Genomic DNA, 11,861 nt, shown 5'->3' with positions numbered 1-11,861 from the left:
GTTCGTCGCCCTACCGGCCGGATTCGCCCTCGGCTGGGCCGCCCTCGCTCTCTATCTCCGCCCCCGAAAGGACCGTTGGTGACAACCCGAAGCGACGAGCTGCTCTGCGAGAACAAGTTCGTCAGCCTGCGCGTCATCCGCGACACCGCCGCCGGAGTGGACGGCTACGTGTACGCGCACGAGGCGCGATGCGCCGGAAGGATGGTCGCTGTGCTGCCGTACAAGGCAACGCAGTTCGGCTACCGGTACCTGGTCAGGTCCGAAATCACGCCCTGCTGGTCGATCATCCCCACCCTGTCGGCCATCACCGGCGGCTGCGAAGGCCGCGACGTCCGTGCCGAAGCGGTGCGGGAGCTGCTGGAGGAGACCAGCTTCGCCATCAAGCCCGACGAGCTGATTCCCCTCGGAGACAGCTTCGCCAGCAAATCCAGCGACACCGTCTTCAACCTCTTCAGCGTCAACCTCGCGGGCCGCACCGCCGGGCCGCCCAGCGGCGACGGAACGCCGTTGGAGGCGCGGGGCCGGGCGGTATGGGTCGACAAGAACGACCTGACGAAGATCCCCGACCCGCTGGTGGCGCTGCTGTACCTGCGGCTGCGTGAGCAACTGGTCGACCAGTTCTTCTCCGCTGGCGAGGCGCTCTGATGGTCAACCCCCGTGACCCCGGTCGCCCGCGCTACGACATGGGGACGATCAACGGACGCCGCAAGTTGCTCGTCGACGGGTTCGACGAAGCCCTCACGGCGATCGTCGACACCATCGGCCGCACACGCCCCGAGAGCGTTAGCTTCGGCTACAGCCTGCCCGGTCAGGGCATCGGCTGGGACTGCATGCCTGAAGGGCATGCTCCCGACCCACCCCCCGGCACCCCCGTCGTGTGGTGGTTCGAGGTCATCTGGCCTGACGGCACCCGTCAGACAGCGCAGACCGAACCGCGCACCGACCACCACCGGGCCGTAGTCGAGGCGGGTCTGCAGTTCCTACGCGACGCCGGAGTCAACGTGACCGTCATCGAGGAGGGCTCGTGAGTAGCGACGACACCGCCTTGCTTGCGGTGGCACCCGCGGTCACCGAGTACACGGTGTGTCTCTTGCCTGAGGGAGACCGCAACTGGGGGGCCTACGCGATCCGGGTGGTGTACCGCGGCGCCGGACGCTGGGCCGTGATGCGCTGGGGGTTCTGCCTCAGTGTCGACGGCGGTTGGGATCACGAAGGCGGCGCGGTCAGCCGCACCGACGAATGGTTGGACCGTCACCGCTTCGACCTCCCCTGTGCCCTGCACATGGCCATCCGCGAGGCCCCCCGCGTGACCGTGCTCGGTATCTCCGCAGCGGAGGCGCTTCGCGCCGCGACGGCGCGACGCGCGACGAGGGCTGAGCAGTGAGTCAAGACGACAGCTGGCTGAGCCGGGCCGTAATGGACCTGCTGGCGTGCGCCGCCACCGGCGACACCGCGGGCGTCAGGGATGCCCTGGAGGCCATAGTGAGGGAGCGGAATGCTTCCGGCGTGTGGGCTTTGTGCTGCGCCATGGCAGACACGGTCACCACCCTGGGACTCGGGGTCAGGCAGGGGGAGGGCTTCGCGGCAGTCCAACTCGCGACGGGTAGCGGCGAACCGGTCGAGCCCGAGAACTGGCCGCCGCAGGCGCGCCCACAACTCTGGGCAACCCGCTTCGTGGCCGCGCACGTCAACGGCGACATGGACACCAGCTACGCGCTGTTCCTCAGCACAATGCCCGACCCGCAACAGCACATGGCGGGCGTGGCCGCGCTGATCGGGCTCGCCGGCCGGGTGGTGCGCGCCGACCTGCACAGGAAGATGCCGGGGGCGGGGCATGAGTGTTGAGCAGTACGGGGGCGTGCCGGACGGGGACACAGCTCTCGCCTGGGTCGATGACCCGGACGACGAGGATCTGTGGCGTTCGGTGCGCTCGCTCATCCACTGCCAGACCTGCGGGCACCTTCTGGTGGACGTCAACGCGGCTGACCGGTCGCGCGGTGACTACGCCGACAGGTGCCCCACGGGGCAGTGCACCAGCTACCGCTGCGTGAACTGCCACGCCGAATGGGGCAGCGTCGGACCGGTGGACTGTCGCAGCTGCGGCAGCGCCCGGCTGACCCGGCGCGACCGGCGCATACGCGCCCTCCGCGCCGCCTACCGCGCTCGGAAACGTCGCCGTCGCCGATCGAGGAGGCGACGATGACCGCCGCACTCATCGAACCCGTCTACCGTCCGAGGCGCGGCCCCGCCCTGCATGCCACCGGCAACCCACTGTGGCCGGAGCTGTACATCGCCCCACTGGCCGCCGGCCGGGAGTGGCCGCGTGCCTCCGGTCTCGGACGCGTCCGTGCACACGTGCGGGCGCGGACTGCCGAAGGCCGCTGGCGGATTCCGCCACACCAGCGGTATGGGCGGCTCGTGGACAGCGTTGGCTTCGCCGAAACAGCCGACGGTCCTCTGCTGCTGACGTGCCGGCTGCCCTTGGGCATGGCCCGTGCTGTCCCGCCCGGCGCCGAGCTGGTCATGGTGCTGCCGGTTCCGAAGCCCGGCGAGCCCTACACGATCAGCGCTTGCATGGCCGAGGTGCACCCATGACGGTCGACGAAGGCGACAGGCCCGACGATGGGCCGTTGGGCGTCGCACGAGCCCAGCCCGCGCTGCAGCGACCGGGAGTCGCCGCTCAAGCCGTTCCCCGTGACATGGGCGACGTGCTGGCGATCGTGGGCAGCACCTGGTTCGCCGACGTCACCGCCTTCGACACGGCCCGCACGGAGATCCTCGGGGTGTTTCATCGCCGACGGCCAGACGCGGTCGTCTCCGGCGGCGCCCCGGGGATCGACTCCCTCGCCGCCCGCCTGGCACGTGAGCACGGTATCCCCGTGCAGGAGCACCTGCCACGACAGCGCAGGTGGGCAGGCGAAGGCGGCTTCGAGGAACGCAACCTGCTCATCGCACGCGACTGCACCCGGCTCATGCGCATAGCCTGCCGCTGGTCACCGACCTACGGCTCCGGCTGGACCCTGGAACAGGCGCGCAGGCTCGGCGCTGACACCTGGAACCTCAGACTCCCGCAAACGCTCGCGGCCGGCACCCTCTACGCGCCGGTCGGCCGCTCGATGGTGGGATTGCTGGTCCGCGATGGGGTCATCGTGGCCCTTCCTGCTGAAGCCGGTACGACGGGTTGGCTCGGTCGCCCAGTCGACCCCGTGGTGATGAGTCTGCGCAGGCGTCGGGTGCGGGCGGTTTGGGTGCCGTTGAAAGCCGCGGGGAAACCCGGTCGACCCAGCGGCATCTCGCCCGACAGGCGTAACGGACCGTAACGTACATTGCGCTACAGATCATTGCAGTTTGCTCAGGTGCTGTTCCGGAGGCCACGTGAGGTTCACGATCGACCCCAAGCGGTTCGCCGAAGCGGTCGCGTGGACGGCGAAGAGCATTCCGACACGGCCCGCGCTGCCCGTGCTGGCCGGTCTCATGCTGCGTGTCTCCGACGCCCGGCTGACACTGTCCACCTTCGACTACGAGGTTTCCCACGAGGTCACCCTGGATGTGGCCGGCGCAAGCGACGGAGCCTGCCTGGTGTCCGGCCGTCTCGTCAACGAGATCGCCAAGGCCCTGCCCGCCAAGCGGGTCGAAGTCTCCTCGGCTGGACAGCACCTTGAGCTGCTGTGTGGGGCCGGACGCTTCACGCTGCCCGCGATGCCCGCCGAGGACTACCCCACCCTGCCGACGACGCCGTTTCCCGTCGGCGCCGTCGATGCCTCCGCGTTTGCTGCCGCGGTTGCCCGCGTTGCCGTCGCCGCTGGCCGCGACGACGCCCTTCCCCTGCTGACCGGGATCCGGCTGGAGATCGCCGGCGACCGACTCACGATGCTCGCCACCGACCGATACCGCCTCGGCCTCGTCGAGATTTCCTGGGCGACCACGAACCCCGACGCCCGTATCGACGCCCTCGTGCCTGCGAAGACTCTGCACGACACCGCGAAAACCCTCGGACCCCTCGGTGGTGCCGTCGCCCTGTCCTTCACCGGCGGTCGGCCCGGTGAGGGACTGCTCGGGCTGACCGCCGGCCCCCGCCGCACGACCACGAGGCTGCTCGACCCCACCAACTACCCGCCGATGCGCAACCTGCTTCCCGCCACCGCCCTGCACCAGGCATGTTTTCACGTCGCCACCCTGGTCGACGCGGTCAAACGCGTCGCACTGGTGGCCGAGCGGACGGCCCCCATCGTGCTCACCCTCACCACCGACGGTCTGCGCATCGACGCTGGCGGCACCGAACAAGCGCACGCGAGCGAAACCATGGATGCCACCTACGCGGGGACCGACCTGTCGATCGGTTTCAACCCGCAGTACCTGCTCGACGGATTGAGTCAGGTCGGATCCCCACACGCGGTGCTGTCGGTCATCGATCCACACAAGCCGGCCGTTATCGACCCCGCCGACGTCGACGGTCACGCCATTCCCGGATACCGCTACATGCTCATGCCAATCCGGATCAGCCGATAGCAGGAAGGGCGGCGAATGCCCACCCAGAAAGAGCGCATCGACCGCGCGTTGCGGACCTTGCGTGGCCGGCGCATCACGACGACGCTCGTGCATGACACCCGTGGCGTCGACCCCGAGGCATACCGTGCGGTGTGCGCGCAGGCCGCTCATCGGGCGGGGACGAGGCACCGCTGGTTGGCCATCCCGGTCCCCGGAAGCCGCTGGGGCGACGACGGATGTCTCGTCACCGCCGCCGGCGAGCCTGTCGACCGGCTGCTCGTCTACTACCCACCGAAGTGCCCCACCGACGTCACGCACGCCGCAGTGCAGGCATTCTTCCATCAGGGCTTCCGGGTGCGGTGGTACGACGACGGACGGCAGCCGATCCACGTCTTCCTGACCTGACCAGGCCGACGATCGTGCCGACGACAGCCCACGAGTTGATCATCACTGACGTCATCGAGTGCCAGCGGAACACCAGGCGATACGTGATGCGATGTCCAGGGCTGACCGACGACTGCCGCGCCTGGATCGAATGTCGTCACAGCGACTGCCGCCCCGAGGACCTGGACGACAACGATGGGTTCGGGCACGGCGTCGAGCATCGATACGTGGCCGGCTGCTGGTCGCTGCCGCTGGACTACTGCTTCCTCGCCGACGGGGCGGGCAACGGCGTCTCGGAGGCAGCCGAGGAGCTGCACCTGCCGCCGGGGCACCACCTGGTCGTCGCCACGTTCCGGGACGACGACGGCGGCGTCGAACAGCTGCATGTGGTGACCGATGAGTCGCCAGCCACCCGCGACGGCACGGACCCGGCGGCCAGCCTCAGCGATCGGCATGCACAGGCCGTCAGCCTGTGTGAGCAGTACCGGAACCAACCGCCGCCGCTCTTCCAAGGCCCCGCACTGTCCGAGTACGGCCAGGGCTACAACGCCGGCACCCGCGACCTGGCCCGCGCCGTCCTGGCCATCCTCACCGGCGAAGCTCAGCCAGACGGCGACTCGACACCCCTGACGTGAAAAAGGTTTGCCCGCCGCAATGGTGCGTGCCTACCGTAGACACGCAAGGTCAACCACACCCCCGGACCCTGGGAGCCCGAGATGTTGCGCAGCGCCGGCAGCGAGTCGACGCGGTACATGCCGCGCGGCCTCGTTGTGCTGCCCTCCTTCGGGCGCACCGTCGACGCGCACGCGATCGAGTGGAACCAGAAGCTGGGATGGCGGCAGGGGTAGACCCTCGCTGACGCGGAGGCCGCCACCCGATCAAGGGGTAGGCGGCCTTTCTGCTACCTGCAGACAAGTACATAGGGGCGTAGCTCAACGGAAGAGCACCGGTCTCCAAAACCGAAGGTTGCAGGTTCGAGCCCTGTCGCCCCTGCTCCGACCCCGACCTCGGCCGGCGGTCATGAGAATTCTCAACTCCACAGTGGATGGCATGTAAGACCCGGCCGCCGACGTGCACCTGCGTCGGCGGCCGGGAGTAACACCGCCCGGGGCGAGGGAGACGGCTAACCCGCCTGCTTTGGGAGCAGGAGAAACGGGGTTCGACACCCCGGCCCCGGACCAACGCCGACCATGGGGATGTAGCTCAGCCGGTCAGAGCACCGCCTCGGCAGGGCGGGGGCCAGGGGTTCGACTCCCCTCATCTCCACGCAACGGGCCCGTCAAGCTCAGGTGGTAGAGCGCCGGACTGAAAATCCGGAGGCTGCCGGTTCGACGCCGGCGATGGGCACAACGGCGTTCTTCGCCGAAGCCTGGACCGGTGGAGCAAGCTGGCAGCTCGCCGCCCTCTCAAGGCGGAGGTTACGGGTTCAAACCCCGTCCGGTCTACGTCGTCACACGCGGCTGTAGCTCAATGGCAGAGCGCCTGCCTTCCAAGCAGAGGACCTGGGTTCGATTCCCAGTAGCCGCTCGCGAAAGGGTCGGCGGGATCCGGAGGGGGAGCCCCGGGATGCGCCCCGCCGACCCGGCACACGGTTGGCTCAAGCTGCCGGCGTGAACGGGTTGCTCACCCTCTTGTGGACCCGCCGGCCCTGGTGGTCCTGATACGCCTGCTGGACTTTCTCGGGGATCCGCCCCTTGGCGGACGGTCGAGGCAGTCCTGCATTCTCCCAGTTCTCGGTCCACCAGTTGCGGATGTCGCGACGCTGCGCCTCATCGATCTTCGCCGCTGCACGGGGCGGCGGCTGGAAGCGTGAACTACCCGTCATCCGGTGGGGAAGGCGCCTGCCGGCACGCATGTACGGCTGAAGAGACCGCATCAGCTCTTGCCGGTTGTCGGGCCGAAGGTCGATCTCGTAGGTCACCCCATCGAACCCGAATGTCGTGGGTTTGGCGGATTGCCCGTCGATCGGCTCGCCATCGAGATCATCGGTCCACACCACAACTTCTTGCCTGGCCACACTGCCCCCTTGGGTGTAACGAGTTGGAACGCTCGGAACGTTGCAGTTCTTACGGGCAAGATAGCGCCGCCTGAGCCGATCATCAAGACCTAGCCGCGCGTGACCAGCGCGCACCCGCCCCGGTAGCCCAATCAGGCAGGAGGCAGCGCATTCAAGACGCGCACAGTGCGGGTTCGAGTCCCGCTCGGGGCACGCAGTAGCAACGCGCCGTCGTAGCTCAGTTGGCAGAGCGCGCGCATGGTAAGCGCGAGGTCGCCGGTTCGATCCCGGCCGATGGCTCAAGAACGTAGAAGGCGGGCCGCCGGACCCCCGAAAGGGCGACACCGGCAAAGCCGGCTCCCGGCCGGACGACGGCCCGCGCGCACGAGACTACACCCGGGCATGCGCCCGGCGGTGGACGCGCGGCTGTAGCTCAACGGCAGAGTTTCGCCTTGCCATGGCGAAGGTCCGGGTTCGATTCCCGGTAGCCGCTCAACGAACGCCCGACGTCGTCGAGCGTCGGGCAGTGAACCAACGCAATCAGGAAGGAGGCCCGGTGAACGCCGTGCTCGTGCTCAACGCGGACCTGGGACCGCTGCACCGGGTCCCGGTCAAACACGCCATTCGGATGCTGCTGCGGCAGGTCGCCGAGATCCACGAAGCCGAACCGGATCGCCTGATCGGCGTGTTCCCGATGCCACGGGTTCTGCGCCTGGTCCGCTACGTCGTCACAAGGTGGCGCTACACCACTGGACCGGCATGGTCGAAGGTCGGCGTGCTGCGGCGCGACGACCACCGCTGCGGCTACTGCCCGGCCCCGGCCACCACGGTCGACCACATCCTGCCGCGCTCCCGAGGCGGACGGAACACCTGGAAGAACACGATCAGCGCGTGCTACGCGTGCAACCAGCGTAAGGCGGACCTGACCCCCGCTGAGGCGGGTATGGAACTACGGTTCCTGCCGTCGGTCCCCACCTGGGCCAGCACCGCACCGCGCTGATCCCCCGGCCGGCGGGACCGCGGCCCGCCGGCCATCCATCCCGGATCGTCTAGTGGCAGGACGCGGCGCTCTGGACGCCGAGGGCGGGGTTCGAATCCTTGTCCGGGAGCAGTTGCTCAGCATGGCCGGTTGGACACACAGAACGACGAGCCCACCCATGGGAAACTTTACACTCGTATGGTCAGTGTGTAAGGTTTGGCGATCGTGATGTCGAACCGAAGGACCCGTCCATGGGCATGTACCTCGATCACGCGACCAACCTGGTCCGCGCCGCGTTCAACGCCGCTACCAGCGACACTGTGGCACGGGGGGTCAACGATGAGCCCTGGCGTAACGCCTACCGTCGCGCCAACCTCACCTGGATGGACGCCGCTGGCCTGATTGCCGCCCACACCACCCGTCTCGCCGCCGACCATGCCGAACAGCACCATGACGAGGTGCCTCCATGGACACATGAGGTCGCCACCTCCGCCCCCGCCATAAGCGCCGACCCCGGCGACGGCCGTGACCAGCGAGCGGCCACCGCGATGGCGATCCGCCGCGCGCTCAGCCGCGGCCGGCCGGGCGACCCCGAGTCAGAAGCACCTCGGCTGCTCTCCCTCTGGCTTTTCCCTCCCGGCCCGCACGACGTCGCGGCAGGGCATCTGGCCCGCCACATCATCACCCGCGCCGACCGCTACCAGCGGTGGTGGGCAGCGGCATGGTACGCGGTTCACGGCCTAGAGCTAGTGGACGTGCTCACCGACCGGCAGCCCGCCCCCGCTCCAACCGGTGGCCGGCCCCGTCGCGAGGTAACCGACGAGCGGGAGTCGCTGCGTGTCGCGATTCGGGGGGTAGCCAGCGCCCGCATCGTGCCGAAAACGCGGCTCGCTGCCTTGGCGGGCATCTCCCGGCCCACCCTCGACACCTGGCTGAACTGATGCAGATCGAGGTGATCACGCTGGTCCACGGCACCCCGCACTTCGGGGCGCTGCTGGCCCGGACACGAGCCGATCCGGAGTTGATCGAGCGGATGTGGGTTGACGCCGAGTGCACACCAGATGAGCTAGACGTGCCGGGTACGTGGTGGTCGGTGGCGGTGCTACATGACGGCAGCCGGCTCGCCGCGTGGGCGGCGGCCCGCGTCGATGGTGGCGTCCTCAAGTGCTTCGCCAACTACGAGGTGCCCGGCATCGGGCGAGAGTTGGGGTTGTACCGGGACGTGTACCGGGAACGCCACCGGTCGGTGGTGCTGCGGATGGGCCTGCCTGCAGTTACCTACCTGTTCGCGGAGCCGATTCCGTTGCATCTGGCGGACGGTTGGTACCGGACCGGACTGCAGGGTGAGTCCGAAACGACGGGCACCGTGACCCACACCTGGCAGGAACTGCGGCGGGAGCCAACTTCGCCTCGCAGGTCGTAAACCTGCAGCGTGCACATCGAAATGCAGGCCGGTGTAGCTCAGCCAGGCAGAGCGGCGCCCTTGTAAGGCGAAGGCCGCCGGTTCGATTCCGGCCACCGGCTCCAACCATCCCCCCCACGCAGGAGTGAGGTGCCTCGCGCCTCGCTGTGACCACGGGAATCGTGCGGCCGGCAGCCCCGGCACCAGCGGGACCAAATCGTCCACCGAGGCGAGAGGCACGTTCCCGCCCAGTGGGAGAGGCGCGGCTGGCGGCCTGGGCCAGGTGGTCTGACCGTCGTTGGTGCCGGCGACGCCCGCACATGAACCTAAGGCGGGCCCAGAGACGGGCTTACCCCGGGGGGCTTGAATCAGAGGCCGCACCCGGGGTGTACCCGAGCAGAATAGCAGCCAGCCAGCACGTCCCCGGAGGGCCCGCAGGATCCGGAGGATTCAGCCTCCTCCGCGAGCCCGACGCCCTCGTAGCCCAACGGCAGGAGGCACCAGGTCGAGGGCCTGGACAGTGCGCGTTCGAATCGCGCCGAGGGCACCATGTCGGCGGTCCGGCGGGCATCTCCGCCGTGTAGCCGTCGCTGCGAAGCGGATCCTGCACCGCGGGGAGCCACGCCAGCGAAGCTCACCTGGTTCGAGCACCGGTTTCGTAATCCGGAGGCAGCGGGTTCGACTCCCGCCGCTGGCTCTCTCGCCGACGTCGCCCACCGAGGGCGTCGGCGCGCACCATGCCCGGGTAGCCCAACGGCAGGAGGCAGCCGGTTCAGGACCGGCACAGTGGGGGTTCGAATCCCTCCCCGGGTACATCGCAACGAGGGTCGAGTGCTGGTGCACAGCGTCGCTTTGCAAGCCTCGCGTGCGGGGTTCGATACCCCGTCGATCCACTGTCCAGTCCGGTCAGCTCGTGGCCGCAGTGCCGCTCATGCGCGAAAGGCGGTGCGCACGCGAGATCAAGCCCCTGCGGGGAAGCCGTGCCGGCTGGAAGTCGCGCACCGTGCTGGCGTAGCTCAGTGGCCAGAGCATCCGGTTGTCAGCCGGAGGGCCGGGGGTTCGATTCCCCCCGTCAGCGCGCATGGAGAGGTGGCCGAGTCCGGTCGATGGCGCCGCGTTGCTAGCGCGGAGCGGGTTACCCCGCCGGGGGTTCGAATCCCTCCCTCTCCGCCACGTCGTCGTAGCTCAGTCGGTGAGAGCGCGGAGCTGATGACTCCGAGGGCGGGGGTTCGATTCCCTCCGGCGACACCAAGCCCCCGTGGCGCAGTTGGAGAGCGCGCGACGCTACGAACGTCGAGGCCGCAGGTTCGAGTCCTGCCGGGGGTGCGTACGGCCGCTGACACAGGTCCCCGCAGGGTGCCGCGAATCGGTGTGTCGAGAAACTTCGGGGCGTGGCGCAGCAGGTCAGCGCGCTGCACTGGGGGTGCAGAGGTCGCCGGTTCGAATCCGGTCGCTCCGACCAGCCATACGCTGCCGGGACGCTGAACGGAGAGGATCATCCCGTGGCATCCCCATCCCCGACGATCAAGCTTCACCAGGTCAACGCGCTCGTCAAGGGCGCGAAGTCGCAGGGCGCGCGGGCCCTGACCGACGCGCACCGCCTGGCCCAGAAGGGTCAGCCGCTGACCGGCATCCACCGCAAGTACGCGCCGTTCTCCGACGACGAGCGCGATCAGCTGCCGGAGGAGTCGACCCGCGTCCAGATCAACGCAGCGCGCGTCGTCGACGACGCGGCCGACGCCCTGACCCGGCTTTTCGACCTGCAGATCACACAGGACGCCAGCAACGCCGTCGCCAACGCTGACGTCATCGTCGACGGGCAGGTCCTCGTCCCGGCCGCACCGGTGACCTTCCTTCTCTTCCTGGAGAAGCAGCTCACCGACTGGCGGACCTTCGTTGACAGCCTGCCGATGCTCGACCCGGCTGAGGACTGGAGCTGGGACTCCGAGCGCGGCTGCTACCGGTCGGCGCCTGCACGCACCCACAAGATGCGCAAGACGATGCACAACCACGTGCTCGCCGAGGCCACCGACCGCCATCCGGCGCAGGTGCAGCCGTACGCGGTGGACGAGCCGGTGGGCACCTGGACCACCACGAAGCTGTCTGGGGCGCTGCCGGCGGAGCGTGTCAAGCAGCTGCGGCGTCGCGTCGACGTGCTGATCGAGGCGGTGAAGGTCGCGCGGGAGCAGGCCAACAGCGCCGCCGCGGTGCAGCGTGATGCCGGACGGGCCGTGTTCGGCTACCTGCTTGCCGGGTAGCCCCAAGGACACCCCCGTGGAGCGGGGGTAGCGCGTTAAGCGCACGAGGTTGAGACGCAGTCTCAGGCTCATCACGCGGACGGTTTCAGTGGAGGTTCGATCCCTCCCCTCGGCTCTCATGCCGGGGTAGCCCAACCGGAAGAGGCAGACCGGCCGCAGCCAGGCTGAGGCTATCGCTCCAGGCTCAGCACATCACCCATCGCCAGATCGACTGACCATCACCACCCGCCACCGAGATGCCGGTTCGAGTCCGGTCTGCCGCTCCAAACCGTGCGGCGGTAGCTCAATGGCAGAGCGCGGTGACCTCAGCAGCGGGGTGGTCTTAAACGCTGCTGGCGTGCCAGGTGAACAACT

General features: G+C 68.7%; 16 protein-coding genes and 19 tRNA genes. 34 read left to right on the top strand and 1 reads right to left on the bottom strand.

The annotated features are described in order from the left end of the window. The first annotated feature begins 78 nt into the window (after positions 1-78). The 17 genes from KBX50_RS05090 to KBX50_RS05015 all read left to right on the top strand — a co-directional run bounded on the left by KBX50_RS05090 (position 79) and on the right by KBX50_RS05015 (position 6,399). Positions 79-645: an NUDIX hydrolase gene (locus KBX50_RS05090; RefSeq protein WP_210934992.1), complete on the top strand. Its 567-nt coding sequence runs from the start codon at positions 79-81 to the stop codon at positions 643-645. Next, the gene (locus KBX50_RS05085; RefSeq protein ID WP_210934990.1) at positions 645-1,028 is read left to right on the top strand and encodes a hypothetical protein; all 384 of its coding nucleotides are present in this window, start codon (positions 645-647) and stop codon (positions 1,026-1,028) included. The genes KBX50_RS05090 and KBX50_RS05085 overlap by 1 nt, the downstream gene beginning before the upstream one ends. Then, positions 1,025-1,384, top strand: a complete 360-nt coding sequence (locus tag KBX50_RS05080) for a hypothetical protein (protein ID WP_210934988.1) — start codon at positions 1,025-1,027, stop codon at positions 1,382-1,384. The genes KBX50_RS05085 and KBX50_RS05080 overlap by 4 nt, the downstream gene beginning before the upstream one ends. Beyond that, positions 1,381-1,845 carry a hypothetical protein gene (locus KBX50_RS05075; RefSeq protein WP_210934986.1) on the top strand — a complete coding sequence of 155 codons (465 nt, stop codon included), beginning with the start codon at positions 1,381-1,383 and terminating at the stop codon, positions 1,843-1,845. The genes KBX50_RS05080 and KBX50_RS05075 overlap by 4 nt, the downstream gene beginning before the upstream one ends. Next, positions 1,835-2,203 carry a hypothetical protein gene (locus KBX50_RS05070; RefSeq protein ID WP_210934984.1) on the top strand — a complete coding sequence of 123 codons (369 nt, stop codon included), beginning with the start codon at positions 1,835-1,837 and terminating at the stop codon, positions 2,201-2,203. The genes KBX50_RS05075 and KBX50_RS05070 overlap by 11 nt, the downstream gene beginning before the upstream one ends. Beyond that, a complete protein-coding gene (locus KBX50_RS05065) occupies positions 2,200-2,595 on the top strand; it encodes a hypothetical protein (protein WP_210934982.1) in 396 nt (131 codons plus the stop codon). Before KBX50_RS05070 ends, KBX50_RS05065 begins: the two co-directional genes overlap by 4 nt. 104 nt (positions 2,596-2,699) lie before the next feature. Then, positions 2,700-3,320: a hypothetical protein gene (locus KBX50_RS05060; protein ID WP_210934979.1), complete on the top strand. Its 621-nt coding sequence runs from the start codon at positions 2,700-2,702 to the stop codon at positions 3,318-3,320. A gap of 55 nt (positions 3,321-3,375) precedes the next feature. Next, on the top strand, positions 3,376-4,509 hold the full coding sequence (gene dnaN / locus KBX50_RS05055) for a DNA polymerase III subunit beta (RefSeq protein ID WP_210934977.1): 1,134 nt from the start codon (positions 3,376-3,378) through the stop codon (positions 4,507-4,509). Positions 4,510-4,524: 15 nt separating this feature from the next. Continuing rightward, positions 4,525-4,893 (top strand): hypothetical protein, encoded by a 369-nt coding sequence (locus KBX50_RS05050; protein ID WP_210934975.1) that lies wholly within the window; start codon positions 4,525-4,527, stop codon positions 4,891-4,893. A 14-nt stretch (positions 4,894-4,907) separates the two neighbouring features. Beyond that, positions 4,908-5,507, top strand: a complete 600-nt coding sequence (locus tag KBX50_RS05045) for a hypothetical protein (protein ID WP_210934973.1) — start codon at positions 4,908-4,910, stop codon at positions 5,505-5,507. Positions 5,508-5,588: 81 nt separating this feature from the next. Beyond that, the gene (locus KBX50_RS33225; protein ID WP_282101316.1) at positions 5,589-5,720 is read left to right on the top strand and encodes a hypothetical protein; all 132 of its coding nucleotides are present in this window, start codon (positions 5,589-5,591) and stop codon (positions 5,718-5,720) included. 73 nt (positions 5,721-5,793) lie between these two features. Beyond that, positions 5,794-5,865, top strand: a tRNA-Trp gene (locus KBX50_RS05040). Positions 5,866-5,977: 112 nt separating this feature from the next. Continuing rightward, positions 5,978-6,053: transfer RNA gene (locus KBX50_RS05035), tRNA-Pro, on the top strand. Positions 6,054-6,064: 11 nt separating this feature from the next. Next, a tRNA-Ala gene (locus KBX50_RS05030) sits at positions 6,065-6,138 on the top strand. 8 nt (positions 6,139-6,146) lie between these two features. After that, positions 6,147-6,219 (top strand) — tRNA-Phe (locus KBX50_RS05025). 24 nt (positions 6,220-6,243) lie between these two features. Further along, positions 6,244-6,317 (top strand) — tRNA-Glu (locus KBX50_RS05020). An 11-nt stretch (positions 6,318-6,328) separates the two neighbouring features. Continuing rightward, positions 6,329-6,399 (top strand) — tRNA-Gly (locus tag KBX50_RS05015). A 70-nt stretch (positions 6,400-6,469) separates the two neighbouring features. Here KBX50_RS05015 and KBX50_RS05010 read toward each other — a convergent pair. Next, positions 6,470-6,889, bottom strand: coding sequence for an Lsr2 family protein (locus KBX50_RS05010; protein WP_210934971.1), 420 nt, complete (start codon positions 6,887-6,889; stop codon positions 6,470-6,472). A gap of 116 nt (positions 6,890-7,005) precedes the next feature. Here KBX50_RS05010 and KBX50_RS05005 point away from each other — a divergent pair. The 17 genes from KBX50_RS05005 (at position 7,006) to KBX50_RS04925 (ending at position 11,507) form a co-directional block, all read left to right on the top strand. Further along, a tRNA-Leu gene (locus KBX50_RS05005) sits at positions 7,006-7,081 on the top strand. A 14-nt stretch (positions 7,082-7,095) separates the two neighbouring features. Continuing rightward, positions 7,096-7,168: transfer RNA gene (locus tag KBX50_RS05000), tRNA-Thr, on the top strand. 122 nt (positions 7,169-7,290) lie between these two features. Further along, a tRNA-Gly gene (locus KBX50_RS04995) sits at positions 7,291-7,361 on the top strand. A gap of 63 nt (positions 7,362-7,424) precedes the next feature. Then, positions 7,425-7,868: an HNH endonuclease gene (locus KBX50_RS04990; protein WP_210934969.1), complete on the top strand. Its 444-nt coding sequence runs from the start codon at positions 7,425-7,427 to the stop codon at positions 7,866-7,868. A 38-nt stretch (positions 7,869-7,906) separates the two neighbouring features. Next, positions 7,907-7,977 (top strand) — tRNA-Gln (locus tag KBX50_RS04985). 121 nt (positions 7,978-8,098) lie between these two features. After that, positions 8,099-8,788 (top strand): hypothetical protein, encoded by a 690-nt coding sequence (locus KBX50_RS04980; protein ID WP_210934967.1) that lies wholly within the window; start codon positions 8,099-8,101, stop codon positions 8,786-8,788. After that, the gene (locus KBX50_RS04975; RefSeq protein ID WP_210934965.1) at positions 8,788-9,270 is read left to right on the top strand and encodes a hypothetical protein; all 483 of its coding nucleotides are present in this window, start codon (positions 8,788-8,790) and stop codon (positions 9,268-9,270) included. Before KBX50_RS04980 ends, KBX50_RS04975 begins: the two co-directional genes overlap by 1 nt. A 27-nt stretch (positions 9,271-9,297) precedes the next feature. Further along, positions 9,298-9,374: transfer RNA gene (locus KBX50_RS04970), tRNA-Thr, on the top strand. A 348-nt stretch (positions 9,375-9,722) separates the two neighbouring features. Continuing rightward, a tRNA-Leu gene (locus tag KBX50_RS04965) sits at positions 9,723-9,799 on the top strand. Positions 9,800-9,872: 73 nt separating this feature from the next. Further along, positions 9,873-9,946 (top strand) — tRNA-Thr (locus tag KBX50_RS04960). A gap of 42 nt (positions 9,947-9,988) precedes the next feature. After that, positions 9,989-10,062 (top strand) — tRNA-Leu (locus KBX50_RS04955). 192 nt (positions 10,063-10,254) lie between these two features. After that, positions 10,255-10,327: transfer RNA gene (locus tag KBX50_RS04950), tRNA-Asp, on the top strand. A gap of 5 nt (positions 10,328-10,332) precedes the next feature. Then, positions 10,333-10,422, top strand: a tRNA-Ser gene (locus KBX50_RS04945). Between the two features lies 1 nt (position 10,423). Next, a tRNA-Ile gene (locus tag KBX50_RS04940) sits at positions 10,424-10,500 on the top strand. 1 nt (position 10,501) lies between these two features. Continuing rightward, positions 10,502-10,575, top strand: a tRNA-Arg gene (locus tag KBX50_RS04935). A 59-nt stretch (positions 10,576-10,634) separates the two neighbouring features. After that, positions 10,635-10,711 (top strand) — tRNA-Pro (locus KBX50_RS04930). 40 nt (positions 10,712-10,751) lie between these two features. Then, on the top strand, positions 10,752-11,507 hold the full coding sequence (locus KBX50_RS04925) for a hypothetical protein (RefSeq protein ID WP_247673087.1): 756 nt from the start codon (positions 10,752-10,754) through the stop codon (positions 11,505-11,507). Positions 11,508-11,861 lie beyond the last annotated feature (354 nt).

It is taken from the genome of Micromonospora sp. C51, from assembly GCF_018070435.1.
GTDB lineage: Bacteria > Actinomycetota > Actinomycetes > Mycobacteriales > Micromonosporaceae > Micromonospora > Micromonospora sediminimaris.
This window is presented reverse-complemented; position numbering and strand designations above follow the sequence as displayed.